15 protein-coding genes are annotated in these 14,302 nt (G+C 49.5%); 6 read left to right on the forward strand and 9 right to left on the reverse strand.

The genetic code is table 11. The annotated features are described in order from the left end of the window. Positions 1-14: 14 nt before the first annotated feature. The 4 genes from C1752_RS18830 to C1752_RS18845 form a co-directional block, all read right to left on the reverse strand. Entirely contained in the window at positions 15-2,153 is a 2,139-nt protein-coding gene (locus tag C1752_RS18830; protein ID WP_110987605.1) for a methyl-accepting chemotaxis protein, read from the reverse strand. A 47-nt stretch (positions 2,154-2,200) separates the two neighbouring features. Next, positions 2,201-2,701 carry a chemotaxis protein CheW gene (locus C1752_RS18835; protein WP_110987606.1) on the reverse strand — a complete coding sequence of 167 codons (501 nt, stop codon included), beginning with the start codon at positions 2,699-2,701 and terminating at the stop codon, positions 2,201-2,203. Positions 2,702-2,705: 4 nt separating this feature from the next. Further along, positions 2,706-3,068 (reverse strand): response regulator transcription factor, encoded by a 363-nt coding sequence (locus C1752_RS18840; RefSeq protein ID WP_110987607.1) that lies wholly within the window; start codon positions 3,066-3,068, stop codon positions 2,706-2,708. Positions 3,069-3,171: 103 nt separating this feature from the next. Beyond that, the gene (locus C1752_RS18845; RefSeq protein ID WP_110987608.1) at positions 3,172-4,398 is read right to left on the reverse strand and encodes a response regulator; all 1,227 of its coding nucleotides are present in this window, start codon (positions 4,396-4,398) and stop codon (positions 3,172-3,174) included. A 240-nt stretch (positions 4,399-4,638) separates the two neighbouring features. Here C1752_RS18845 and C1752_RS18850 point away from each other — a divergent pair, with 240 nt between their 5' ends. From C1752_RS18850 to C1752_RS18865, 4 genes are all read left to right on the forward strand, one after another. Beyond that, entirely contained in the window at positions 4,639-4,965 is a 327-nt protein-coding gene (locus tag C1752_RS18850) for a YbjQ family protein (RefSeq protein WP_110987609.1), read from the forward strand. Between the two features lie 38 nt (positions 4,966-5,003). After that, positions 5,004-5,480, forward strand: a complete 477-nt coding sequence (locus C1752_RS18855; protein ID WP_233501719.1) for a pentapeptide repeat-containing protein — start codon at positions 5,004-5,006, stop codon at positions 5,478-5,480. Between the two features lie 4 nt (positions 5,481-5,484). Further along, positions 5,485-6,627: an anhydro-N-acetylmuramic acid kinase gene (locus C1752_RS18860; RefSeq protein ID WP_110987610.1), complete on the forward strand. Its 1,143-nt coding sequence runs from the start codon at positions 5,485-5,487 to the stop codon at positions 6,625-6,627. Positions 6,628-6,711: 84 nt separating this feature from the next. Further along, a complete protein-coding gene (locus C1752_RS18865) occupies positions 6,712-7,158 on the forward strand; it encodes a hypothetical protein (RefSeq protein WP_110987611.1) in 447 nt (148 codons plus the stop codon). Here C1752_RS18865 and C1752_RS18870 read toward each other — a convergent pair. From C1752_RS18870 to psaM, 4 genes are all read right to left on the reverse strand, one after another. Beyond that, entirely contained in the window at positions 7,155-8,672 is a 1,518-nt protein-coding gene (locus C1752_RS18870; protein WP_233501720.1) for a TolC family protein, read from the reverse strand. The two genes, C1752_RS18865 and C1752_RS18870, sit on opposite strands and share 4 nt — an antisense overlap. A gap of 141 nt (positions 8,673-8,813) precedes the next feature. Continuing rightward, positions 8,814-10,265: a sensor domain-containing diguanylate cyclase gene (locus tag C1752_RS18875; protein WP_110987613.1), complete on the reverse strand. Its 1,452-nt coding sequence runs from the start codon at positions 10,263-10,265 to the stop codon at positions 8,814-8,816. A gap of 203 nt (positions 10,266-10,468) precedes the next feature. Further along, on the reverse strand, positions 10,469-10,834 hold the full coding sequence (locus C1752_RS18880; RefSeq protein ID WP_110987614.1) for a slr1601 family putative cell division protein: 366 nt from the start codon (positions 10,832-10,834) through the stop codon (positions 10,469-10,471). 420 nt (positions 10,835-11,254) lie between these two features. Next, positions 11,255-11,350 (reverse strand): photosystem I reaction center subunit XII, encoded by a 96-nt coding sequence (gene psaM, locus C1752_RS18885; RefSeq protein WP_110987615.1) that lies wholly within the window; start codon positions 11,348-11,350, stop codon positions 11,255-11,257. Between the two features lie 281 nt (positions 11,351-11,631). Here psaM and C1752_RS18890 point away from each other — a divergent pair, with 281 nt between their 5' ends. Beyond that, entirely contained in the window at positions 11,632-12,426 is a 795-nt protein-coding gene (locus tag C1752_RS18890; RefSeq protein ID WP_110987616.1) for a MeeY/MeeF family manganese export membrane protein, read from the forward strand. A gap of 11 nt (positions 12,427-12,437) precedes the next feature. Here the strand turns inward: C1752_RS18890 and ndk are convergent, their stop codons facing one another. After that, positions 12,438-12,887 carry a nucleoside-diphosphate kinase gene (gene ndk / locus C1752_RS18895; protein ID WP_110987617.1) on the reverse strand — a complete coding sequence of 150 codons (450 nt, stop codon included), beginning with the start codon at positions 12,885-12,887 and terminating at the stop codon, positions 12,438-12,440. 171 nt (positions 12,888-13,058) lie between these two features. On the opposite strand from ndk, the gene C1752_RS18900 reads away from it, so the two are divergent. Continuing rightward, positions 13,059-14,273 (forward strand): pyridoxal phosphate-dependent decarboxylase family protein, encoded by a 1,215-nt coding sequence (locus tag C1752_RS18900; protein ID WP_110987618.1) that lies wholly within the window; start codon positions 13,059-13,061, stop codon positions 14,271-14,273. The last annotated feature ends 29 nt before the right edge of the window (positions 14,274-14,302 follow it).

Raw genomic sequence — 14,302 nt, forward strand, 5'->3', positions numbered from 1 at the left:
CAGTGGATTGAATCTTAGGCTTCAACTTTAAAGCTGTCTACAGAAGCCTTAAGCTGTTTTGCAACGCTCACTGTTCCCTCTAGAGAACTTGCAACTTTGGTAGATGCAGTTGAGGTATTTGCAGAGACTTTAGCCACCTCTTTCATCAAATTCGTCACCATCTCAGAGGTTTGAGTCTGGGATGCTGTGGAGTCTGAGATGGCCTGTACCAAGTGATCAATCTGTCGAGACACTTCAATAATCTGCCCTAGACTTTGCTTCGCAGCTTCAACTTGACCTGTACCGGCGACCACCTGGGCTGTACCCACTTCCATGGCATTGACCACTTCACTGGTTTCCATTTGAATCGTGTCTACAATTTGCTCAATCTCTTTGGTCGCAGCAGCAGACTGGGCCGCCAAAGCACCGACTTCTTCCGCAACCACTGCGAAGCCCCGACCTTCTTCACCGGCACGAGCGGCCTCAATACTAGCGTTGATGGCGAGCAAGTTGGTCTGTAGTGCAATTTGGTTAATGAGCGAGACTGCTTTAGAAATCTGCTGTGAGGATTCACCCAAGCGCTTCACCTTCTTGGCTGTTCCGGCAACGGTTTCTCGCAGTTCCACAATGGTTTGTACGGTGAGGTCCATCGCTTCTCCACCCGCTTCTGCGTTAGAAGAGGCAGAGCGAACAACGTCAGCTGTTTGTTGAGCGTTAACGGATACTTCTTGAATAGATTGGGCCATTTGCTCAACAAAGGTGAGCATTCGCTGAATTTTTTGCGCCTGTTTGCGGGATTGTTCAGCCAGTTCACCCATCGCTTCCTCATCTTCGACCAAAGCTGAGTTAACCTGGGTAGTTGAGTCTTTCACCTGGGTTACAACGTCGCGCATGCTCTCCACAATAGAGTTGAAGAAGTCAGCAACAACCCCAACTTGTCCTTCAGTGGTGTCAGCACGAACCGTTAAGTTGCCATCAGAGGCTTCTTCTACTTCTGACAGAAGCTGGAATAAGTCGTACTGAAGTGTTGTATTTTGTTGTTTTTGTTCTTCGACTACTGCTTCAGCTTGTTGACTAGCGAGAGCAAATTTCTTGGCTTCTTCGGCTAATGCTTTTTCTGACCTTGAAATATCCTCGACTAAAAGGTTAAAGCTGCTAGCGAGCTCGCCCACTTCATCAGTAGAGAAAATCTTGGCTCGAGCATTACGATCTCCTTCTGAAAACTTTCGCGTAACCTGCTGTAGATCAGTAATTGGTTCTAGCAGAGAGCGAGCAATCAAAAGGGCAAGGCCAACGTTGAGGGCCATTAATAAAAGTCCCAGAGGTAGCTGAAGAGTTAAGCTTCGCTGCAATACATTGCTAATGCTGGCCTGGGATAATCCTCTAAGAACCACAGTATTTTGCCCAGGCACTCTAACCACGCCTTGCCCAGCCATTCTAACCGCGCCAACGTTGTAGGATTGACCATCTAGCGAAATCTTAGCTGTTGCAACTTCTCCTGAAACGGCTACAGCTTTTTGAATTAAAGAAATGCTGGACTTTTCAAGCTGTTTCTTCATTTCAGGCTCTAGGGGTTGTCCTTCGAGTGCTGCGGATATAACTCTAAAACTACCATCACCCTGTTGCTTCAAGATTGCGCTGAAACCGTCGGGAAATGCGTTAAGGGTTGTAGCAATCGCAGGTAGATCATTTTTGGCGTTGTCTCCTTCAACAAGAGAAAGGATGGTGCTTGATTCAGTTTCAGTCTGCTCGATTTGCTTCGTTTGCAGTGTACTGTTGAAAACACTTCCGCCCGCTACGATTAAGATACCGAGAGAGACGATCGAAGCACCCGTCGCGAACAGTTGCTTACGCTTAATAGGTAGCTGAAAAAATCTTTGACTGTAAGAGGTTGCAGAGTCGCCAGATGAACCGCCACGATAGGTTAGGCCGCTGGTTATCGCAGCAGATTTCTGCTTGTCTGAGTTAATTTCCCGTTCTGCACTTGTATCAGAGATTTCTACTTCCTCTGCCTCATTTTTGTCAGAGAAGGCTTCAAGCTCTGAAACCGAAATCAACGTCTCTTGGCCATCAACATCAGTGGAGAAACTATCAGGAGACTGGCTTGATTCGAGCAGAGTATCTTGCTGATTTGTCTCTTCAGAGACAGAAGGGGGATTGAGCTGGTCATGCATGGGAAACTACCTCAAAAAATGCAATGCGGACAAAATTCGAAAGAATATTAAAAATTGGGAGTAGACACTGCCGCCTTGATAATGGCCTCAGGATCGAGAACTAATAAGATGTCTTGCTGCTGAGGAATACATCCCCGCAGGAAAGGAACCATTGCCGGAGCAACAGCACCGACAGGTGACCGCACTGCTGCGGCTGAAAAACGTCTAACGCCTTCCACTTCAGGGACGACAAGCCCTAGAGGGCGATTACCAACACGAACCAATATGATGTTGTACTGCTGCACATTGGTACGATAGGCCGACAATCCCAGAACCTGTGATAAATCAACAACCCAAAAAACACGGCTGCGACGATTGAGCAAACCCAGAACAGCAGCAGGCATATTAGGGATAGGGGTCAAGGTATCCGCTGCAACCACCAATGCTTCTTGGGCGTGCTCCATGGGCAGAGTTGCCAAAACATTCTGCGTTAGCTGCAGCTGCAGATACGGTTCACCCAGTGCCTCTTTGAGAGAAGTTGGCTGAGGGGAAATGTCGATGCTGTTCATTGTCTTAAGCCACCACAGACCGAACAGCTTTTAGTAAGTCTTCGCGGCCGAAGGGCTTAGTAATAAAGACATCAGCGCCCTGCTTCATGCCCCAAAGTCGATCTAACTCTTGATTTTTTGAAGTACAAATAACGACGGGCAACGATCGAGTTTCTTCGTTCTTCTTGATGCTTCGGCATAGTTCAAAGCCACTCATTCCTGGCATTACAACATCGGTAACAACCACATCAGGCTTTTGAGAAATTGCCTTATTGAGCGCTTCTTTTGCATCTGTTGCACTGATCACAGAGTAACCTTCAGCTCGAAGGTAGCCCATGATTAATTCTAGGATGGATAGATCGTCGTCTACCACTAATACGGTTCGCATAGCTAGAGTCCTTAAGGTTCACTTAGAAAAAGTGATGAATTCAGATACATTTCCTACTAATTTAGGGTACCCATTCATCGGTGTAATAAATCTTGAAATCCAATTAAGTCAAGTGTCTAAAAACCATGTTTAAAAGATCGGGCTGGGTAAAGGGTTTTGTCATATAGTCAGTGGCACCTGAAACTTTTGCTTTTGCCCGATCGATTAAACCTGTATTGCCGGTTACCATCACCACTGGTGTGTTCTTGAATCGAGAGTTCTTGCGAATTAAACGGCACAATTCATAGCCATCAACCCAAGGCATACCAACGTCCAGCAAGATCAAGTCGGGCTTGGCCCGAATGATTTGAACAAGGGCTTTTACGGGATCATCAATCATGACCACAGATACGTCTTGTCCCTGTAGGTAACGATTAATCGTATTCAAGATAGAGGGGCTATCGTCGATACAGGCAATCGTATGTTGCTTCTGAGCGACGGAAATTTTTTCTAAATTATTGAGCTGTGAGTTTGGCTGAGGCTGTCTCACTGCGGCTGGGTTAGTGGCCTGCCCATCAAACTTAGGGAGCTGATTGAAGGGGGCTGCCGGGTCGCTCAAGACAACAACCTTGTCCTGAATCAGTGGATGTAGGTTTTGAGCCAATTTCAGCTCATCAAGGTTGAGAAGAACGCCCAGATGTCGAAAGCTAAAGCCCCTAAGAATTTTCTGGAGCTTTTGAATTTGGGCTGCCGCATACTTTTGATGAGCGCCACTTTGAGGGGCTAACTTAGGGCATTGATAGGGAGAGGTGATGGCTGGAGACAACGCTTGCCATGCTTGATTACGCTCATTGGCTTTCGTGAGTACTGCCGAGAGGTCAAGACGACAGTAAATGGGCAGTTCGCTCGTTTTTGGTTTGAGAGTATAACGTGCTTTGTTAAGGCGTAGGTACGATTCCAGAACCTCTACAGCAACGGTAGAAATTAAGGTTGCAGCATCTGATGCAGAAAGATTCTTGGTGAGGACGAGCCAGGAAATAGCTTGGTAGTCGGGGCGAAGTTTTGTCTCTGAAGCGGTCTCCGCTGCAAAGTTAATGCGAACTTGGGTGCGGATGTCACTAGTAATTCCTTGAACGTCACGGCTCAACTTGCGAAGATGATTATCTAGCAAGTCAATAGGTTCGATGGAATAGGTGGCATAAATAAGCTGGCCTTGTTCAAAGTAAAGGTACCAGGTGACGGAGTTAAATGAAACTTCTAAACAACCGTCTTTCTTCTGCTCTGATAGCTGTTTGAGGATATTAACTGCGTCATTTCTTGTTGAAATTTCGCCACTCACTGCTCGTTTCATCGGGAGGTCCTTCAAAGACTAATCACACAATATGATTCCTAGATGCTGCTGTTACAGGTCTGGAATCCTTAAATCAAATCAATGCTGCTGTTATTGAGTATTCCCAAGGCTTATGTCCAGTGATCATGCAGGAGAAATCTCCGTTTTTCTACGGATCTGGACCTGTTACATTTCTCTGCATGATGAGGTTTATTTATCCCTGTCCTGCATGATGAAGAAAGTTTATTGGGGAGTATTGAGATGATTGTGACAACAACGGATATTCTGCAGGGCGCTAATGTGACGAGCTATCTGGGGATTGTGACGGCTGAAGTGGTGTATGGCAGTAACGCTATTCGAGATTTCTTCGCAGGGATTCGAGATATTGTGGGAGGGCGGACTGGTAGCTACGAACGGGTATTCGAACGAGGGCAGAAGGATGCCATTGCCGAGCTGGAAAAGCGTGCTCAGAAGCTGGGGGCGGATGCGGTGATCGGCGTGAGTATCGACACGGATACAATTAACCTGGACGATACGGGAGTGCTGTTGTTGATTACCGGGACCGGAACTGCTGTGAAACTTGGCTAAGATCACCTAATCGTTTGTGCAAAATTCCCATGACTCCAATGATTAAATCTATTCTGTTCACTTTTGCCTGTGTTTCTGGAATGGCAGTATGGATGCCGTCAACGATGGCTGAAGATATTGACCATGTTGCTCAGCTTTTAGAGGTTAATGCTTGCCAAGGTTGCGATCTGAGCGGTGCTGACCTGAGCGGTCTGGTGCTAATCAATGCAAATTTGCAGGGTGCCAATTTGCAGGGTGCCAATTTGCAAAATACCTATCTGATGCTGAGTGATTTGGCTGATGCCAATTTGGAGGATACCAATCTAACGGCTGCTTATCTCTACGGCGCTGATTTGCAGGGTGCGGCTCTCAAGGGCGCTAATCTAACCCAGGCAACGCTCAGGGATACACAACTACAGGGGGCAACGCTGTGTGAGGCTGACTTCTCTGGGGCTGACTTCCGGGATGCTGAACTGGAGGTTGATCCCGATGAGGCTTGTCTAGAGCGCCTGCGGGCTGAGAATGCGGTCGAATAGTTCTATGACTCGCGTTGTGGGGTTGATGAGTGGTACCTCAGTCGATGGGATTGATGCGGCTTTGGTTAACATTTGTGGTCAAGAGATTGATTTAGAGGTAAATCTGCTGGCCTTCGAGACCTATTCCTATCCTGCAGATCTGCGGGAGCAAATCTTGGCGGTCTGCGCCGGGGAGAGGTTGACGGTTGAGCAGTTGGCTAAATTAGATGATGCGATCGCAACTGCATTTACCCAAGCGGCTCTCAACATTCAGCAGGGCCATTCACCGGCAACCTTAATCGGCTCCCATGGACAAACCGTTTTCCATCGCCCCCCGATGCCGGATATCCTGGGATATAGCCTGCAGCTCGGTCGAGGAGAGCTGATCGCCCAACGAACAAACATTGCCACTATCAGCAACTTTCGGGCTGCTGACTTAGCCATTGGCGGCCAGGGAGCACCCTTGGTTCCTAAAGTTGACCTATGCCTGCTCAGCGATGCTCAACAGTCTCGCTGTGTTCAAAATATTGGCGGCATGGGAAACGTCACCTTTTTACCCCCCTTGAAAACCCCAGAACAGTTGGGCGTTGGCGTACAGGGATGGGATACTGGCCCCGGTAACGTATTGATCGACTTAGCCGTACAGCAGTTTTCTGATGGCCAGCAGACCTATGACCGGGACGGAGCCTGGGCCGCTAGCGGAACCCCCTGTCAAGCCTTAGTCGATCAGTGGTTGACCCATCCTTTCTTTGCCGAGCCACCCCCTAAATCCACCGGGCGCGAGTTGTTTAGCCCCCAGTATTTGCAGAGCCGCCTACAGGAAGCACAGGCCCATCAGCTCAGTGAAGCCGATATTATAGCCACGCTAACGGAGTTGACAGCCGCCTCCATTGCTCTAAACTACACCCAGTTTTTGCCGCAGCTGCCCGACCAAGTTTTGTTGGCGGGGGGCGGCAGCCTCAATCACTACCTGCGGCAGCGCCTAACGCTGAGGCTGGGAGGCATTCCAGTACTAACCACCGATGAAGTGGGGCTAAATGCTGATGCGAAGGAAGCGATCGCATTTGCGGTTTTAGCCTATTGGCATCACCACCAGATTCCTGGCAACCTCCCGGCTGTAACTGGAGCCAAACGATCGACACTGTTGGGAACATGCCATGAACCTTAACCCTATAGAAGATAGCCAACTCAATCGGGCACGAAGAACGACGCGATCCTTCGCCTCCTCAGGTACTGCAAGAGGACTGCCATTATGAAACATACGTTTTTGATGGATGCAGGTCGCTGGACTTTCAAAGGGCACTGGCTTGAACGCGATCAGGCTCCACAGCCCATTGAAGGGAAAATATTAGTAGCTTGGAGCCAAGACAACTGGTTTACCATGATCAGCAAGCTCTTGTTTCTAGGGCCATCGCCGGGTTCAGACCTGATTATGAAATATAAAGGGCGGCTAGATAGCGAAGCCCGCCACTATACCTTTGTGCTGCAGCACAGCCAGCTAGGCCCTGTGGAAGGAGAAGGATGGATTGCGCCAACCTCTATCGTTCAGAGATTTTGGTCATTAGAAGATCGCCAGCGGCGGGGCGGCTTTGAAACGATTCATTATGTCAATGACAATCACTACCTGCTGTCCAGCAGCATTATGGCCGGACATTCCCTACTCAGTACGTTAGAGGCCACGCTCAACCGTCAAACTTAGGATGCATCAGCAATGTTTCGGCGGCCCACAAAGCGCTGGAGGGAGATGAGCGCCCGGTTATAGTCAATTGTGGCTGAAAGCAGGTTACTCTGTGCTCGCGTTAGGTCCGTTTCAGAGTTACTGACCTCAAGCTGGGTACCGATTCCGGCCTGGAATCTCAGACGGGCCAACCGGAGACTTTCTTCTGCCTGCTCAACAGCCCGCTCATTGGTTTGGATATTGTCAAAACTGGACTTGAGGGTAAAGTAGTTTTGCTCAACCTGAAAGCGGACTAGATTCTTAAAGTTGGCAAACTGGGTCTCGGCAATGGCAACGCTCAATTCCTGCTGTTTAGCATTGGCCCTGGTCGCACCGCCATCAAAGATCAGCTTGGTCACCTGTCCACCCGCAGTGTAGCCCAACTGGCCTGAGAGATCATCACCAATGTCTTCTGCAAAGGAAGCGCTAGCGGAGACGCTGGCCTGAGGCCCAAAGCTGCCCCGAATCAATCGCCGGTTCTGCTGAGCAATCTGGCGCTGCTCCAAAATTTCTGCAAGCTCTGAGCGATTTTGGAGGGCAAGGGCAATGCTCTTTTCTAGCGAGAGCGGCCAAGTCCCTGCGGTCTCAACAGGATCAGCGGCTGAGAGGGTAGCAGTTTCCCTGATGCTGAGGGTCTCGCTCAGTTGGCGGCGGGTAATTTCCTCCTGACCGATGGCCTCTGTAAGCTGTTGCTGCAGGTCTGAAAGCTGAACTTCAGCCTGCAAAACGTCAAACTTCGTTCCCAGCCCGGCCCGCTCTAGGGCTTGGGTATCCTGTAGACTCCTTTGGGCGTTGTCAACGGAGGCTTGGGCAATCCGCACTAGTTCGTTGGTCTGCTGCATGTCGTAGTAGTCATTGGAGACATCCAGTCGCAGATCCTGTAGTTCAGTGTCTAGCGTATCTTCGGCAGCACGGATAGCCGCTTCAGCAGCGCGGATACTGGCCGATCGCTGCCCTGAGGTAAATACATCATAACTAAGCTGTACGCTCGTACTGAGGGTGTCAGTGACGCCTGTGGTAGAGACCCCAGGAGTGACAGGACCACCAGGAATAGGGGAAGGAATATCAGGAGTATCAGGACTGATAAGTATCTCATTACGCGTAAACCCAGCCTGTGCTGAAGCGGTTGGCAGCAGAGCCGCCTCAGCCTCTCGGAGTTCGGATTGGCTCTGCTGCAGCTGCAGTTCAGCAACCTGCACATCTCGATTGTTGCGTTGAGCAAGTTCTAAAGCCTGCTCTAAGGTGATGGGCTGATCTAAGTCGATAGTGACCTGCTCTTCCGTTGTTGGAACATCCAGGAGCTTTGGGTCAGGATTAAGGGGGATCAGATCGGCGGCAGATGCGGGCGCTGTCGGCAGCTGCGATTCGGTCTCTGATGGCGTTTCAATCTCTGGGAAGGGATCTTGTCCCCAGCTTGCAGGGCTGTGCAACAAGGCCACTGCGCTGAGTCCGCTGGCGACGAGTCCGGCCATCCGCTTCTGATATTTTGCGCGCACGTTCCTGCCTCTGGCTATAACCTTCGATTAGTACTCTATCAAATCTCCGTCGCGCTGTGAGGCTCTCTACAGATACATCAGGCAGATTTTTTCAGAGTGCAAATTTAAGTTCAAGAATGGATAGAGCCAGCTTCAAAATATTCAGGACTCTTGACTGAAGAGACGATAGCGTCCTTTGCCTGCTGTTTTCGCCTCATACATGGCGCGGTCGGCATCTTCTAAGATCTTCGCTGCTGTGGTGTAGCCATAGCTGCTCAGCGTAATGCCGACGCTGATATCGGTAAAGACCTCGTGTTCTCCAAGCTGAAATGCACGGGAGACTTGATAGCGAAGACGCTGGGCAGTAATAGTGGCGTCCCCCATACCCTGGAGGTCGTTCAGTAAAACCACAAATTCGTCGCCGCCGAGCCTTGAAACGGTGTCGCCAGGACGCAAACAGCTTGCTAAACGTTTTGCGATCGCAACTAAAAGCTGATCTCCTACCTGATGTCCCAAGGTGTCATTAATCGCCTTAAACCCATCGAGATCAAGAAACAGCACCGCGAATATGCGGTGGGGATGACGCTGTGATCGTCGCAGAGACTGCTCTAACCGGTTGAGGAACAAGGCTCGGTTTGGCAACCCCGTGAGTGAATCATGGAAGACATCATGAACAAGCTGTTCCTCACTCTGATGATGCCGAAGCGCACCGCCGATAATCGCGGCCCAAGTCCGCAGCAGGCTAATAGACTCCGGAATCCATTGACGCTCGGCTTGGCAGTGATCTAACCCAATAAATCCCCAAAAATGGTGATCTAACTCGATCGGCAACCATAGGGTTGAGCAAATACTAGCTCGTGAGAACAAAGGCTGTTCGCAGTCCGGTAAAGATCGGGTGATGCCGACGAAGTATCCTTTCGTCACCAAGTCTTGATAACCCGACATCTGCTGAAGTTCAGTAAATGATTGATGCCGCCAGGGCATCTGTTCCAAAGAGATAGACCATCCCTCACGGAACCAAGCGAAGCTCATCGTCACCGACTCTTGATCTACATCTGGAGAAGGATGGCACTCGCAGATATAGGCTCGGTCAACCCCCATCACAGCCCCCACAACGGCCAGAGCCTTGGTCATGCCGGTCCGATAGTGGGACTGAACCAGCACATGCGAACTCGACTTCACCACACTCTTCAGGAGCTGATTCTCTAGCTGAAGCTGCCTTTGGCTCGTAACATCTTGGCTATACCCCCGAATAGCTAAGGCACTCCCGTCAGATTCTGCAGTCAAGATCAGGTGGGTGTGGAGCCAGCAATAAGAACCATCTTGATGCTGAAGTCGATATTCAAAAGCCTGTGGCTCCTCCAGTTTTAAGCAGCATAATTTTTTCCTAAAGATGGTTAGATCTTCAGGATGAATTTGCTCTAGCCAAAGACTGGCATTATTTAAGCACTCCTGCGCTGTATAGCCCCACTGACATTCAACGTTGGGGCTAATTGAGATCAATCCATAGTCCCCCTGGCCTTGACAACAGAAAAAAACAACCGGTTCTGGTTGTTTCAAAAAGTCTGCCTGAGGATAAGGAGAACTGACCTCATTATTCTGAGCGCTGCTCACGGGTAATGATTTAGAAATAAGAGAGCCACCATCTTATCTCTCACCGGAGCATAATGCCCACCGTGTGGGGTCGTTTTTCAAACGCCAGAACGCACCCAGCAATGGCCCATACAAAGAGCCTAGCGAGCACATTAGCCTGCGCCCTTCTTACTGGCACCATCAGAGCTTCCACGCAAGCTGCATCCCATAGAAATAAGCTTTTCCTATGGCTTCTGCCAATTAACCTTAAGCTTCTTCTCGCCCGTTAAATATCCTTGATCCCGAGCAATTCGTTTCTGCTCATGGACAGAAAAGCTTCTCTGATAATCGCCCTTGAGTTGCTCAACACGACGGGTGGTTTGCGCAGTTTCAGACTGCAGCGCCTGTAGCTTTTGATGTTGCGCCAGCTGGTGCGGTACCAAATTCCAGAGTGTATAAATCCCAACGCCAGCCAACAGACTATTTAGCCCCAATATGAAAACAGCCTCTAGGGCCTGCGTCTTCTGCTGAGGACGGCCTTTGGACGAATGAATCTGCCTGAGAGAAGCTGCAGGAGGAGCTTGCGCAATAGATTTGGGGAGGGCACTCATAATTACTGAGTCACGGGCTAGGTGACTATCAAAACATTACGGATATTAGACGTAGATTAAAGCTTGAGAGAAAGGATCAAGGGCGTAATGAGCCTTGACTCACGCTAGAATAAGCTTTGAATGCATATCAAAAAGCAGCCCGTCAGCTATAGGCTTTGAACAACTAAAAAACGGCTAAGAGCGGTTAGCGACGTCCTTTAAGCGAGCCCCCTAACGTGCCGCCAGTCTAGCGAACTCATTCTCTAAACGCAAGCAATTGATGAGACAAAGCTGGCTCATATCGATTTATGATTCTTGCTCTTGCTGAATCAAGGAACTGAGCCGCTTAGCGTCAAGATTGAGCCTACCTACTAAAAAACGGAGGCCAGGAGCACCTCAGCGACAAGGAATGTCTAGATAGACTCAAATATTGTGAATAGACTATTTTGAAAGTGCAGAGCCAAGATTAATTGCTAAAACAGCAGGCACTAGAGCAACCAATAAAGCCGCAATGATTTGCACATCTGATAAAGGCATACTAAAAAACTCCTTTTTTCTGAGTCTAACTAGTTCATAATGTCGGTCAAATCGGGGCAAAGGGGAATGGTTTGTTACATGATGAAACATTCTCAAGGCGGTCTGCTGGCACGGGCTTCAACGCCATCAGGAGATCTAAGTGAACGACTCTCAAGCCGCATTCTTTAGTTAAGCCGTAAAAATCTGCTATGCAGAGAACTAGCATTTAAGGTTAGGTTGAAGATAAGAGTAGACGCTTGCTGTCTATATTTTTATTTTTTTGCTGCGCTTATCAGGTCTCCATGGTTGATCAGGTTATAGAAATTTCCCCTCAGGCTGGGTTTGACGCGATTTTAGTCATCGTAATCCTGATTGCTCTTGAGGCGGTGCTATCGGCGGACAATGCAATTGCACTGGCTGCACTTGTGAAGGGACTGGAGGGACCCGATCTGCAGCGTCGCGCGCTCAACTTGGGTCTGATCGCAGCCTTCGGTATGCGGATGGCGCTCATTTTCACAGCCACCTGGGTCATTAAGTTCTGGCAGTTTGAGCTGTTAGGGGCAGGCTATCTTCTCTGGCTTGCGATTGACTACTTCCGCTCAAATGATGGCGAAGATGATTCACATCATGGTCCTCGGTTTGAGTCCCTGTGGCAGGCCATTCCAATGATTGCAGTTACGGACCTTGCTTTTTCTTTAGATAGCGTTACGACAGCAATTGCGCTTTCTGACAATCGCTGGTTAGTGGTCGCTGGGGGCGTAATTGGCATTATCACGCTGCGTTTCATGGCAGAGCTGTTCATTCGCTGGCTCGAAATTTATCCTCGCCTACAGGATGCGGGTTATGTCACGGTCGCCCTAGTGGGCCTCAGATTATTAGTAAAGGTCTTCAATGATAGTTTGGTGCCGCCGCAGTGGGTCATGGTCGTTGCGATCGCAACCATCTTCGCCTGGGGATTTTCCAAACGTGAACCCGATGACTCCGATCCTTTATCTACATCAGCACCAGACGAAGAACCTGAGGCTTCCGAGCTACCCACCCTAATCTCTGAACTAAGTGAGCGAACGCGAGAAGAACCTCAGGCCGTCAACGAGTAAAGCTTAGAAATCTACTCGTAAATCCACTGGGTCAAAGTAGGTTCCCAAGCTGCCAACTCCTCAGACTTGAACCATAGGTCAATCTCACGCTGGGCCGTTTCCACCGCATCAGATCCGTGGATAATATTGCGGCCAATATCCACACCAAAATCGCCGCGAATAGTTCCTGGATCCGACTCAAGAGGATTCGTAGATCCAATCACCTTACGAGCAGCAGCGACGACCCCTTTACCTTCCCAAACCATTGCCACCACTGGACCAGAGGTAATGAAGTCTACCAGTCCAGGGAAAAAGGGCCTTTCCTTATGCTCTCCGTAATGCTGTTCTGCCAGTTCTCGGCTCACCTGCATCAGTTTCAGCCCCACTAGGGTAAACCCCTTCGCTTCGTAGCGGCTGATAATTTCGCCTACCAAGCTTCGCTGTACGCCATCAGGTTTGACAGCTAAAAATGTTCTTTCCACGGATTGCTTCTCCAACAGGGGTTTGTGTCCTTTCCTATGCTCTGGAAAGATGGCCCTTTTGTAAAGAATGATTTTGGGTAGTCACCCTGGCAACTAAGGCTCAAAGCAGGCCCCGGAAGTCCCGACTAAACTAAGCCAAATCGCTAGAATTACAACATCAAGGGTTTACATATGAATGGGTATGATCACAGCTTTAGATCCAGTACGGACTTAGACCGAGCCGTTGCTTTACTACGTCAGATCCCACCAGACCCAGATGATCTGCCAGAGACTCTTCCAGAGATGGGGGTAGGCGAGAACAGGACGCTTGATTTGCTCGCTCCTCACGTCTTGGGCGGTGCAGCAAAACTAGATGCATCAGATGCATTTGCCCATATGGATCCACCAACGCCTTGGATTACCTGGGCAATGGCCCTCTGGAATGCCCGGCTCAATCAGAATCTTCTCCATCAAGAAACAGCACCATTTGCGACTGAAGCTGAGCAGCGAGTGATCCGTTGGCTGACTCCGTTTTTTGGAATGGGTGGGGGTCACATGTGCTCTGGATCTACAATTTCCAACTTGACGGCACTGTGGGCAGCAAGAGATGCAGGAAGGGTTCGTCGAGTCATTGCCTCTAAATCTGCACACTTGAGCATTCGCAAAGCGGCCTTAATCTTGGGCTTACCCTATGAAGAAATTGCAACCAATAAGCATCAGCAACTTGACCCCAAGCACCTAGGCAATCTGACAGATGCTTGCTTAGTTCTCACAGCCGGGACAACCACCACCGGGATGATTGATCCATTAGAGCTTGCGGGTCGTGCCGCTTGGACCCATATTGATGCAGCTTGGGGCGGACCACTTCGTTTGAGTCCAACGTATTCCCACTTACTTAATGGAATCGAAGCAGCCGACTCAGTGACAATCTCTGCTCATAAGTGGCTTTTTCAACCGAAAGACTCGGCACTTATCCTTTTCCGTAACCCTGAATATGTCACGCCTGCAATCAGCCTCAGCAGTGGATACCTGGCTGAACCCAATATCGGGCTCCAAGGTTCACGAGGCGCTGCAGCAATACCTCTACTCGCAACCCTGATCGCTTGGGGCCGCAGAGGAATGGTCGAACGCATTGACCGAGCAATGATGCTCGCGAACCATTTTGCCGAGAAAATTGCTGATGATGAACACTTCGAGCTATGGGGCATGCCCAGGACTGGAGTGACCTTGTTTAAACCGACTCTGGGAACGACGCAAGATTTTTATGCGAGTCTGCCTTCTGGAATATTATCAACATGCACAGTTCAAGGCGCACATTGGCTACGTTCTGTCGCCGCGAACCCGCTAGCCGACATTGATAAAATCTTACTTGCCGTTCGAGCTGTAAATTTCAGTCATAGCTCTTAGCCAACAGTCTCCAATCTCTAAATTCACGC

This window comes from Acaryochloris thomasi RCC1774, from assembly GCF_003231495.1.
In the GTDB taxonomy this organism is placed as follows: Bacteria; Cyanobacteriota; Cyanobacteriia; order Thermosynechococcales; family Thermosynechococcaceae; genus RCC1774.

Coding starts and splice junctions, on each gene's coding strand:
- C1752_RS18830 (WP_110987605.1), bottom strand. CDS start 2,153: ATGCATGACCAGCTCAATCCCCCTTCTGTCTCTGAAGAGACAAATCAG.
- C1752_RS18835 (WP_110987606.1), bottom strand. CDS start 2,701: ATGAACAGCATCGACATTTCCCCTCAGCCAACTTCTCTCAAAGAGGCA.
- C1752_RS18840 (WP_110987607.1), bottom strand. CDS start 3,068: ATGCGAACCGTATTAGTGGTAGACGACGATCTATCCATCCTAGAATTA.
- C1752_RS18845 (WP_110987608.1), bottom strand. CDS start 4,398: ATGAAACGAGCAGTGAGTGGCGAAATTTCAACAAGAAATGACGCAGTT.
- C1752_RS18850 (WP_110987609.1), top strand. CDS start 4,639: ATGATTGTGACAACAACGGATATTCTGCAGGGCGCTAATGTGACGAGC.
- C1752_RS18855 (WP_233501719.1), top strand. CDS start 5,004: ATGATTAAATCTATTCTGTTCACTTTTGCCTGTGTTTCTGGAATGGCA.
- C1752_RS18860 (WP_110987610.1), top strand. CDS start 5,485: ATGACTCGCGTTGTGGGGTTGATGAGTGGTACCTCAGTCGATGGGATT.
- C1752_RS18865 (WP_110987611.1), top strand. CDS start 6,712: ATGAAACATACGTTTTTGATGGATGCAGGTCGCTGGACTTTCAAAGGG.
- C1752_RS18880 (WP_110987614.1), bottom strand. CDS start 10,834: ATGAGTGCCCTCCCCAAATCTATTGCGCAAGCTCCTCCTGCAGCTTCT.
- psaM (WP_110987615.1), bottom strand. CDS start 11,350: ATGCCTTTATCAGATGTGCAAATCATTGCGGCTTTATTGGTTGCTCTA.
- C1752_RS18890 (WP_110987616.1), top strand. CDS start 11,632: ATGGTTGATCAGGTTATAGAAATTTCCCCTCAGGCTGGGTTTGACGCG.
- C1752_RS18900 (WP_110987618.1), top strand. CDS start 13,059: ATGAATGGGTATGATCACAGCTTTAGATCCAGTACGGACTTAGACCGA.